The organism is Peptostreptococcaceae bacterium, assembly GCA_016649995.1.
In the GTDB taxonomy this organism is placed as follows: domain Bacteria; phylum Bacillota; class Clostridia; order Peptostreptococcales; family BM714; genus BM714.
Genome location: JAENWJ010000057.1, coordinates 1 through 10,190, shown reverse-complemented (window position 1 = coordinate 10,190; position 10,190 = coordinate 1). Strand labels below are relative to the sequence as shown.

12 protein-coding genes are annotated in these 10,190 nt (G+C 40.3%); 1 reads left to right on the top strand and 11 read right to left on the bottom strand.

Annotated elements, in window-relative coordinates; all coding sequences use genetic code 11:
* Window positions 1–279: 279 nt before the first annotated feature.
* The 6 genes from JJE29_08155 to JJE29_08130 all read right to left on the bottom strand — a co-directional run bounded on the left by JJE29_08155 (window position 280) and on the right by JJE29_08130 (window position 5,948).
* On the bottom strand, window positions 280–849 hold the full coding sequence (locus tag JJE29_08155; GenBank protein MBK5252585.1) for a uracil-DNA glycosylase: 570 nt from the start codon (window positions 847–849) through the stop codon (window positions 280–282).
* 315 nt (window positions 850–1,164) lie between these two features.
* On the bottom strand, window positions 1,165–1,878 hold the full coding sequence (locus tag JJE29_08150) for an ABC transporter ATP-binding protein (GenBank protein ID MBK5252584.1): 714 nt from the start codon (window positions 1,876–1,878) through the stop codon (window positions 1,165–1,167).
* A complete protein-coding gene (locus JJE29_08145; protein ID MBK5252583.1) occupies window positions 1,878–2,612 on the bottom strand; it encodes an ABC transporter ATP-binding protein in 735 nt (244 codons plus the stop codon). The genes JJE29_08150 and JJE29_08145 overlap by 1 nt, the downstream gene beginning before the upstream one ends.
* A gap of 49 nt (window positions 2,613–2,661) precedes the next feature.
* Window positions 2,662–3,741 (bottom strand): branched-chain amino acid ABC transporter permease, encoded by a 1,080-nt coding sequence (locus tag JJE29_08140; GenBank protein MBK5252582.1) that lies wholly within the window; start codon window positions 3,739–3,741, stop codon window positions 2,662–2,664.
* 3 nt (window positions 3,742–3,744) lie between these two features.
* Entirely contained in the window at window positions 3,745–4,638 is an 894-nt protein-coding gene (locus JJE29_08135) for a branched-chain amino acid ABC transporter permease (protein ID MBK5252581.1), read from the bottom strand.
* A 122-nt stretch (window positions 4,639–4,760) separates the two neighbouring features.
* Window positions 4,761–5,948 (bottom strand): ABC transporter substrate-binding protein, encoded by a 1,188-nt coding sequence (locus JJE29_08130; GenBank protein MBK5252580.1) that lies wholly within the window; start codon window positions 5,946–5,948, stop codon window positions 4,761–4,763.
* Window positions 5,949–6,272: 324 nt separating this feature from the next.
* On the opposite strand from JJE29_08130, the gene trpS reads away from it, so the two are divergent.
* Complete coding sequence (trpS, locus tag JJE29_08125) at window positions 6,273–7,259, top strand: tryptophan--tRNA ligase (protein ID MBK5252579.1); 987 nt, start codon at window positions 6,273–6,275, stop codon at window positions 7,257–7,259.
* A gap of 57 nt (window positions 7,260–7,316) precedes the next feature.
* Here the strand turns inward: trpS and JJE29_08120 are convergent, their stop codons facing one another.
* The 5 genes from JJE29_08120 to JJE29_08100 all read right to left on the bottom strand — a co-directional run bounded on the left by JJE29_08120 (window position 7,317) and on the right by JJE29_08100 (window position 10,089).
* A complete protein-coding gene (locus tag JJE29_08120) occupies window positions 7,317–8,117 on the bottom strand; it encodes a SigB/SigF/SigG family RNA polymerase sigma factor (protein ID MBK5252578.1) in 801 nt (266 codons plus the stop codon).
* Window positions 8,118–8,156: 39 nt separating this feature from the next.
* Window positions 8,157–8,591: an ATP-binding protein gene (locus JJE29_08115; GenBank protein MBK5252577.1), complete on the bottom strand. Its 435-nt coding sequence runs from the start codon at window positions 8,589–8,591 to the stop codon at window positions 8,157–8,159.
* 22 nt (window positions 8,592–8,613) lie between these two features.
* The gene (locus JJE29_08110) at window positions 8,614–8,934 is read right to left on the bottom strand and encodes an STAS domain-containing protein (protein MBK5252576.1); all 321 of its coding nucleotides are present in this window, start codon (window positions 8,932–8,934) and stop codon (window positions 8,614–8,616) included.
* Between the two features lie 221 nt (window positions 8,935–9,155).
* The gene (locus tag JJE29_08105) at window positions 9,156–9,299 is read right to left on the bottom strand and encodes a hypothetical protein (GenBank protein ID MBK5252575.1); all 144 of its coding nucleotides are present in this window, start codon (window positions 9,297–9,299) and stop codon (window positions 9,156–9,158) included.
* A 106-nt stretch (window positions 9,300–9,405) separates the two neighbouring features.
* The gene (locus JJE29_08100) at window positions 9,406–10,089 is read right to left on the bottom strand and encodes a CPBP family intramembrane metalloprotease (protein MBK5252574.1); all 684 of its coding nucleotides are present in this window, start codon (window positions 10,087–10,089) and stop codon (window positions 9,406–9,408) included.
* Window positions 10,090–10,190 lie beyond the last annotated feature (101 nt).

Below are 10,190 nucleotides of genomic sequence, written 5' to 3'. Positions count from 1 at the left end.
TTTCTATTCTTCCGTAACCATGTTCATCTATGCTAAGATCAAACTTTGCCCCAAAGGTACCTCTTTTGCAGATTTGACATCTGAAGATATCGCTAGGATCCAAAACTGGTGCAATAACCTGCCTCGTAAAATTCTTTGGTATCGCACCCCTTTACAGGTCTTCGAAGAGGAACTCCTTGCTGCTGCTTGATTTTCAATCTATACGGTAAGTGGTGCCTTTGCTATTGCAATTAAGGGTTTTTATTTCAAGTTGCTGCTTTGCAACATTGATAGCGTTTTCTATTTCTTTATATATGCCTTTAAAACATCCAAGTCTCCAATATATACGGGTCGCAAAGAGCGATTGTAAATAACCGCAGCCGGATGATACAAAGGGAAAACTTCAAAATTTAAGTTGCCGATTTCAAGCGGCCGCCCATGGACATCGCTTATGACAAGCTTTTCATCCACTGTCACTGCCCTGAGCGCAGTATTGCCCAATGTGACTACAATTCGAGGTTCTATAATCTTCAACTCCTCATGGAGATGTCCCTTGAAAAACATCAGTTCTTCTTTGTTTGGAGGGCGGTTATTTTTACGGCCCGTTTTGGCGTTTATTTTAAAAGGCCTCGTTTTAACTACATTTGTGATATATATCTCGCTTCTTTCAATCTCAACGATTCCAAGGAATTCATCCAGGTTTTTGCCCGCCTGTCCAACGAAAGGTCTACTAAGCTCCACCTCCTTCGATCCAGGAGCTTCTCCGACTAAAACAAGCTTTGCCTCTATATTCCCTTCGCCATGGACTACGTTGCCGTATTCCGAGTTTTCTATTTGAACCCTAAGCCTTTTTATAGCTTCTTTCTTCATGAAGACCCCTCCCGGCTATTGATTATTACTCCTAATCATTTTTTAAACCTATGTCTTTCATTATATAACACTTTGCACTCTGTTTTCATCTTCAGAAAAACATCTGTATGTGCCCTCCATGTGTGCATTGTCCGGAATGACGTTAAAACGCGTACCGGTCTTCAACTCGCCTTCGAAATAAAGGATTTACTTAAATAATTTACTCCTGGAATTAATTTTATGTAATAAAAGAGCATGTCTGCAATTTAGGTCTTGATAATTTGCAGACATGCTCTTTTGTTTTATATTCAATTATTCTTTCGCTTTACCGATATATTACTCCTTAGCCTCTCCCAAGTACGCATTCTTGACTTCTTCGTTCACAAGAAGCTCTTTTCCGGGTCCTTCCAGCACTATTCTTCCGGTTTCAAGAACATATCCGTAGTCGGCTATTTCAAGCGCAGCTTTCGCATTTTGCTCTACAAGGAGTATTGTTACGCCTAGCTTGTGTATTTCCCTTATTATACTGAAAATATCCTTAACTATAAGAGGCGCCAAGCCCAGGGACGGTTCATCCATCATCATTAGCTTTGGTTTTGTCATTAGCCCACGACCCACAGCAAGCATCTGCTGCTCTCCGCCCGAAAGCGTACCTGCCGGCTGCCATTCGCGTTCCTTCAGTATTGGAAAAAGATCGTAAACCCATGCCATGTCCTTGTTGACCGCAGCTTTGTCGTTTCTGAGATAAGCCCCGAGAATTAGGTTTTCCTTGACTGTAAGATTCGGGAAAATGCGCCTACCTTCCGGAACCAGCACGACTCCTGATTTAACTACAGCTGTAGTCTTTTTCGAAAGTATGCTTTCTCCATTATAGGTTATGTCTCCGCTCGAACTCTTGACTATTCTCATGATGCTTCGAAGTGTCGTACTCTTCCCCGCGCCATTTGCCCCAATCAATGTGACTATCTTGCCTTCGGGCACATGTATGGTTGCCCCTTTCAGAGCGTGGATGCCTCCGTAATGAACATTTAAATCTTTTACTATCAACATTATTCGTCCACCCCCAGATATGCCTCTATGACCTTTTTGTTGTTTTGAATCTCACGAGGATTTCCTTGGGCTATAGTTACTCCGTAGTCCAAAACATAAATTTTTTCACATACGCCCATGATGACCTGCATATGGTGTTCAATCATCAGTATGGATACATTGAAACGATCTCTTACATCATGTATGAAGTCCATCAGTTCCAATGATTCTTGGGGATTCATGCCTGCCGCCGGCTCATCGAGAAGCAATATTTTGGGTTCGGTAGCCAAGGCTCTTGCAATTTCAAGCCGCCTTTGCTTTCCGTAAGGAAGCGATGTCGATACTTCCTCGGCTTCTTTTTCCAATCCCACTTCCTTAAGCAGATTCATTGATTTCTCATACATGGCCTTTTCCTTTTTAACATAGTCCGGGGTCCTTATTATCGAAGAAAACAGGTTGGATTCAAGGCGCATATGTCCCGCAACCATAACGTTGTCCAAAACAGACAAGTCTTCAAACAATCTTATGTTTTGGAAGGTCCTCGCTATGCCGATCTTAGTTATCTCGTGAGGTTTTCGTCCCGTTATATCAGAATCCAAGCATAGAATTTTACCCTCGGTAGGCTTATATACGCCGGTAATCATATTGAAGCAAGTCGTTTTACCGGCTCCATTAGGACCGATCAAGCCGACAATTTCACCTTCATTCATTTCCAGGTTAAAATTAGAGACCGCCGTCAATCCGCCGAATCTCATGGTAATGTTATCTGTCTTCAGAACAGTCACTTTTCCACTTCCTTTTCATCTAGGCTTTTCTATTATTCCAAGCGTTTGTTAAGGTCTTTTTAGGACTGGTTACCCATTCCCAGCGAAATTCGTTTGTCCCCATGAGTCCCCTTTGATAGAAGATAATTACAATCATGAGAAGAGCAGAGAATACAACCATCCGCAGACCGGGAATTCCCTGAATTTGAATGAATCCAAAGTCCATGGCTCCATCAAGAACCCTCAATACTTCTAGCATAACCGTTACAACAACAGCACCGATAACTGTTCCCGTAATGCTCCCTATGCCTCCTAAAACTACAATCAACACAATATTGAAAGTCATCAGGAATCTAAACATCAATGGATCTATTGTCCCCACTAGATGCCCTAGGAGCGCTCCTCCCATTCCTGCCATGAATGACCCAATGACGAAGGCCATCATCTTGTGTTTAAAAAGGCTTATTCCCATGGCCTCCGCAGCAATTTCATTTTCACGGATTGCCTTGAACGCCCGTCCGTAACTGCTTTTTATCAATAGAACCATGCCTATTATCATGACAACGGCGGTTCCCCAACTCCAATAGACAAATGAATATGGGAAAGAATTGTTGAAAGACGGCAACCCCTTGAGTCCCAGCGCTCCATTTGTCAAGGTTTGTGTGTTTGTGAATATAACCCTAATGATTTCAGCGAATCCAAGTGTCGCAATCGCAAGATAGTCGTCATTGAGTCTGAGCACCGGAGCTCCAATCAAGGCCCCCACAATCGCCGCCATAAGGCCCGCCATAATTAGTGCTGGAAAAAATGGCCATTCGACATTTGCTAGAAAAGGCATTATTGGCTTAAGGAAAAAATTCATTTCTTTAAGTTCAGGAGACATGGTTAAAATCGCGGAAGTATAGGCGCCTACGGCCATAAACCCCGCATGCCCCAATGAAAACAGTCCAGTGAATCCATTAATCAGATTCAAACCAAGTCCCAGCGTTACATATATGCCAGCAAGATTAATTATTCTCATTTGATAGGAATCAAAAATTCTGTCGGCTATTGCAAGAAAGCCTATAAATAAAAGCAAGGCTATCAATGTCATTATGTTTTTCTTTTTGTTTTTTTTCATCGTCTACACCTTCTCCGTCGTTGTTTTTCCCATCAAACCGGACGGCTTGACCAACAGGATGACAATCAAAAGAACAAAGGCAAACGCATCCCGAAATCCGGTCAGCGATGGCAGCAAAGCAACAATCATAATTTCCCCGAGTCCTAGTATGAATCCGCCGACAACTGCGCCCTTGATGCTTCCTATGCCGCCTACAACAGCCGCAATGAAGCATTTAAGCCCCGGCATCATCCCCATCAAGGGAGTGAGTTGCGGATACTTAAGTACCCAAAGAACCCCTCCTACGGCGGCCAGAAGTGATCCCATGCCAAAAGTGAAGGTGATGATTATGTCAACGTCAATCCCCATGAGCCTTGCCGCTTCATAGTCTTTTGAAACGGCACGCATTGCCATGCCTGTCTTGGTGTGATTGACAATATATACTAATATAGCCAGGAAAATCAATGTTACTACAGGTATAATCAACTGAATCGATACAACAGATACTCCCCCGAACTTAAAAATTTTAGCAAACACGGGAGCAATAGGAAAAGCTTTCGGTCTTCCTCCAAACAATACTATTGCAAGGTTTTCAATAAGAAATGAGGCCCCTATTGCAGAAATCATGATGGAAATTCTAGGAGAACGTCTAAGAGGCCTGTATGCCAAGCGTTCCAAAGCTATCCCAAAAGCAGCCGTTAATACAAGTGCCAATATAAAAGCCGCCCACCAAGGCAGTAAGAATGCCGTCATTCCGTAAAAAGCTATATAAGTCCCAATCATGAAAATATCGCCATGGGCAAAATTTATCAACCTAAGTATACCGTAAACCATGGTATATCCTATGGCCAACAGAGCATATAGGCTCCCAAGGGAAATCCCGTTTACCATATGCTGCATAAATGTCTGAATACTCATTTGTTTTCCCCCAAACATCGCATTTTAACGCTTTGTCCATTTACTGCGGCAAAGTCTTTTATAACAATAGTGTAGACTTCCCGCACGGGAAGCCTACATATTGTTTGTTAAATTATCTTTTCTTAGAAAGGTTCGACAGTGGCTTTATATTTGAATTTACCGTCTTCTATAACCTTGATTATTGCAGACTTGACAGCATCTCCATTTTCATCAAGAGAAATGATTCCTGCTGCGCCCGGGAACATGCTTGTAGCTGCTACAGCATCCCTTATAGCAACAGTGTCTGTTGTTGTTCCTGCTCTTTCCATTGCATCAAGAGCTACCAGGTAAGCGTCATATGCAAGCGCTGTTACTGCAGCAGGCTCAGCGTCTGCGCCATACTCTGCTCTGTATGCTTCAAGGAAAGTAGTTGTTTCTTCTGTCAATGGAACCTCTGAATCAAAGAAGGTAGAGAAAACTGCTCCTTCAGCTGCTTCTTTTGCAATATCGATAACCTCAGGTGTTTCCCAAGTATCCGCTCCGAGTAAAGGAAGATCCATTCCTAATTCTTTAGCCTGCTTCATGATAAGTGCCGATTCGATGAAGTTGCCCGGTGCGAAAATGGCCTCTGCGTCCGAATTTTTAATGTTTGTTAATTGAGCTGTAAAGTCTTGGTCGCCCGTATTGTAACTAGACACTGAAATTATTGCATCTTCATCGCCCGTAAGCCTAACCATTTCGTCTGTGAAGAATTTAGCAAGGGCTACCGAATAGTCATTTGAAATCTCTTGAAGAATTGCGATTTTTTTAACTCCGGCTTCCTCATATGCGTATCTTGCCATAACAACGCCTTGGAATGAGTCTATGAAGCAAACCCTGAAATAGAATTCATTTCCAAGTGTTACAAGGGGATTCGTGCAGGAAGTTCCGATAGCTGCAACCTGTGCCTCTTTTACAACCGGACCGGCAGCCATTGAGAACGAGCTTCCCCATGAGCCGAGTACGATTGAAACTTTTTCTTTGTCGACGAGTCTTCTTACCGCAGTGGCAGCTTCAACCTTGTCGGACTTGTTATCCACAATAACAAGTTCAACTTTTTTGCCGAGAACTTCCGGATATAGTTTATTCGCAAGCTTCAGACCTTCAATTTCAAGTTCTCCTCCAGCTGCGTTTGCACCTGTCATTGGCTCAAATACACCAATCTTGACAACATCCGTTTCTTCTTCTTCTGCTGCCACTTCTTCCGGCGTTTCTTCAGTCTTCGCACATCCAAAAGCAAATACCGAGAAAACCATGATTAATGCCAAAAATAAAGCTAATTTCCTTTTCATACAACGCCCTCTCTTTCGGTTCGTTTTTTTTGATGCCTTTTTTACTAACATTTCTTTGAAACTACGTAAAAATACTACTATAATTTTAATTTTACTACGGGTTTTTGTCAATACGATAAAATTTTTATACATGTATAAAAATATTTTTATGTTGTGTTTTCAAGCATTTGGAGCATATGCGTTCTTTTTGTGTTCCCAATGCATTTTTTTACAACTATGTGTTTTTTCTTTTAGGCAAGGCCTCCAGCAGTATTGTTTTTAATGGCACACTGTACTATACTATTGAATATGCACAAGGAGCAAAAAATTTTGGAGGTATTTCTTATGAAAAGAGTTTTTTCAGGCGTTCAGCCAACATCGGAACTTCACTTGGGAAATTATTTAGGAGCCATCCGCAGATTTGTGGAACTGCAGGATGAAATGGACTGTGTCTACAGTATTGTTGATTTGCATTCCATAACCGTTCCACAGGAACCGGCAGCTCTTAAAGAAAACTCCCTAAAACTGGCCGCTCTATTTATGGCCGTAGGTCTGGACCCAAACCGGATCATATTGTTTCTGCAATCACAGGTTAGGGCTCACAGCGAGCTTGCCTGGCTCCTTCAATGTGTGACCTATACAGGCGAATTGAATAGAATGACGCAGTTCAAGGAAAAAAGCCAAGGAAAGGAAACTGTTTCTGTTGGGCTTTACACCTACCCTGCACTTATGGCGGCAGACATTCTTTTATACGATACGAATTATGTCCCCGTCGGGAACGACCAAAAACAGCATCTTGAATTCACAAGGAACATAGCCGAGCGTTTCAATACGCGTTTCGGTGAAACCTTTGTTGTTCCCGAGCCCCTTATCGCAAATATTTCTGAGGGAGCCCGCATAATGGCGCTTGACGATCCAGAAAAGAAAATGAGCAAGAGCAACTCCAATCCCTACAGCAAAATCAATCTACTCGATACACCTTCTAAAATTAAAAAAAGCATAATGAAGGCTGTTACCGATAGTGATTCCGAAGTAAGGTATGACTGGGAAGAAAAAAAAGGCATAAGTAATCTTATGACAATACATTCAGTCATGAGCGGGCAATCAATAAAAGAAATCGAAAAAACCTACGCAAATGCAGGTTATGGAACCTTTAAAAAAGATTTGGTGGAAATTATTGCAGACTCGCTTTCTCCAATACAAAAGCAATATGAAGAAATACGCAAATCGGGAGAAGTCGAAAAGGCAATGAAGAGCGGAGCCGAAAAGGCAGCATTCATAGCCGATGGGGTTGTAGAAAGAGCCAAGAAAAAAATGGGTTTTGTTCTATAGTCCATTAAAGAACTATACTCCGACAAAAAAGCGTCGAAGGATTTTCCTTCGGCGCTTTTATATTTCTTTGAGTTTGTCGAATTCTTTTCGAAACTTTCGAATGATTTTTTTTTCCATTCTGGATATAGTCATCTGTGAAACCCCAAGATCTGAAGCCACTTGTATCTGTGTTCGGTTCCTGAAAAATCTATCTTCGACTATTTTAACTTCAACCTCATTAAATTTTTCCATACACTTGACAATGAATTCCCTGTTTTCTATGATTCCGAAAATCTTGTCCTCTCTTCCTATTATGTCAATCAATTGTATGTCCTTGTCATCTCCATGATTGTCATAACTTATATCGAGAGATTTAGGAGAATATACCTGGCTAGCCTCTATAGCTTCAACAATCTGCTCCACAGAACATTCAAGCTCGATTGCTATATCCTCTATCGTCGGGGTTCTTTGAAGCGTTTGCTGCAAAGAGGTCTTTGTCGTGTAAATCCTTTTGGATAATTCTTGTATTCTCCGTGGAACCCGTATGGCCCATCCTTTGTCCCTAAAATACTTTTTAATCTCTCCAATGATTGTAGGTGTCGCAAAACTAGAAAACTCATAGCCTCTTTCAACATCAAAGCGTTCAATGGCATATATCAATCCAAGGGATGCCACTTGAAAAATATCCTCGAAGTCAATTCCCTTATTTGTATATTTTTTGGACAATATTTCAGCTATATAAAGATATTTTTTGACCAAAAAGTTCCTGATTTCAATATCCCGGGTTTTGCCATAAAGTCTAAAAAGATCTTTGCTGTCCATGTCTTTAAAGGCAATGTCCATTGATTGGATTGATTTTTCATTATCTTTTTCCGTCATTGCCGACTCCCCCCACAAAAGCATTTATCATTAAGTCTATTAAAGATTTTTGTACATTTTTATTTCCGTGCCCTTTTCTTTGGATGATTTTACTTCCACTCTATCCATAAGGGACTTAATCACAAAAATGCCCAACCCATGGTCTGAAGGGTTTTTAAGATTCGGCGAGGAATAATCCGCAAAATCAAATCCATTTCCATTGTCCTTTACTACAATGACGATTTTTTCACTTTCTTTAATAAATTTAATTTCAAAATTGTCTTCCCCTTTGGAATGCATAACTGCATTGTTGCAGGCTTCGCTGACCGCTACTTTAATATCCTCAATTTCTTCAAAATCGAAACCTATGCTGTTTGCTATAACCGAAGCTGTCAACCTTACAATCGAAACATACTCAGGATTGGCCGGAATTGACAAACCAATACATTCCTGCTCAGAATATATCTCATTCACATTAATCTTTTCCTTGTACATGCCCATTTTATCACCCTTCATATCAGTTTTCTCTTATGATAAAAATTTTATCAAGCCCAGTAATGCTAAGCAGTTTAACAATATTTGATCTGGCATTCAATACAACAAGATTCTTGTTATTTTCCTTGAGTTTCTTGAGCACCCCAATCAACACACCTAATCCACTACTGTCGATGTAAGAAAGATCCTTGCAATCAATCTGAATCTCCGCATTTTTTTCTTCTACCATTCCGTTAAGCGTTTCATTCATTTTGTCGGAAGTGTATATGTCCACTTCCCCCGAAATTTTTACATCCCATACATTTCCGTCTTTCCTGTATTTCTTTTCAATAGAAAGTGACAAAAGCTTTCCCTCCCCCAAAATTGAATTCCTTTTCAATTGGCAAAAAACCAAACAAAACTTTCAAAAACAAAATCATTCCTCATTACATTTGATTTTACTATATATTAAGCCTCTACGCAATTTCAATTGTTCTTTCTTCCAGTTCATTCATTCACATAACACAAAAAGCCTCCGTGTCTGCAGCAATTTACAGACCGAAGGCTTCTATTTATTGTTTATTCCTAATATTCCTTGTCGATATATCTTTCACAAAAATCACAATAAGTCAGATTGCACTTGTTGTTTACATTGTGTATGCAAGTAATAGCGCCACATTTTTTGTTTTCCAGTTTGTTCTTGTCAACGGTTTTCTTTGCATTTTTCATCATATGCACCCCTTTTTAATCTTTTATGTGTTTATTATAATATTTGTATACAATCTTGTCAATGGTATGCAAGTATATTTTTGGGGCGGAATATGATATTTTTTTACTACAGTAGTCCGAACATTTCTAATCCAATCAAAATTATTGCAGCATCGCCGCAAGCATGCACTATATATGAATATAGTATTGAATCGCTTTTTTCGTCCAAATAATTAAAAAAAGTTCCAGCCGCCACAAGCCCTGCAAGAGATACTGCCAAAAGCCTAGGGTCGAACCATGTCCTGAATATGGACAAATGGTAGAATGAAAAAAGCAGCGATGAATACGTATAGGCAAAGAATCTTTCTCTTGGAGAATCTTTTTTCAAATTCATGAATAGAAATCCTCTAAAAAAGAATTCCTCGAGTGCTGAGTTTACAATAGTTATATATATTCCTACCGCGATGAAATTCCCCGAATTCACATGAAGTGCATTCTCAAGTTCTCCGCTTATTGCTGTCAAATTGATTTGCGGACTCAAAACCACTGCCGCTCCAAGCACGCTCGCAAAAGCGGTGGCCCCTAAAACAACGAGCTTTCTCAAGGAAATGCCGCTAGCTTTGAATAATGAGATACTCTCTCTTCTTATTCCTAGCATCCTTTGCAGTAACTTGCTTCCTACAAAGAATAACAAAATTTTTGAAATGGATTTTACTATATATCCAGGAATCAATATCTGCTCTATATAATATAGAACACCCACTGCAATAAGGCTATAAATAACAAGTATACTTTTTTTATGTTTTACCATTGCCGTCCCCCGCATTCTTAATTAGTGATAGTATCAAGGCTTGGATTTTTTATAGTAAGGTTTTTTACTATTTCGTACAACAAAAATCCGCATCTTGCGAT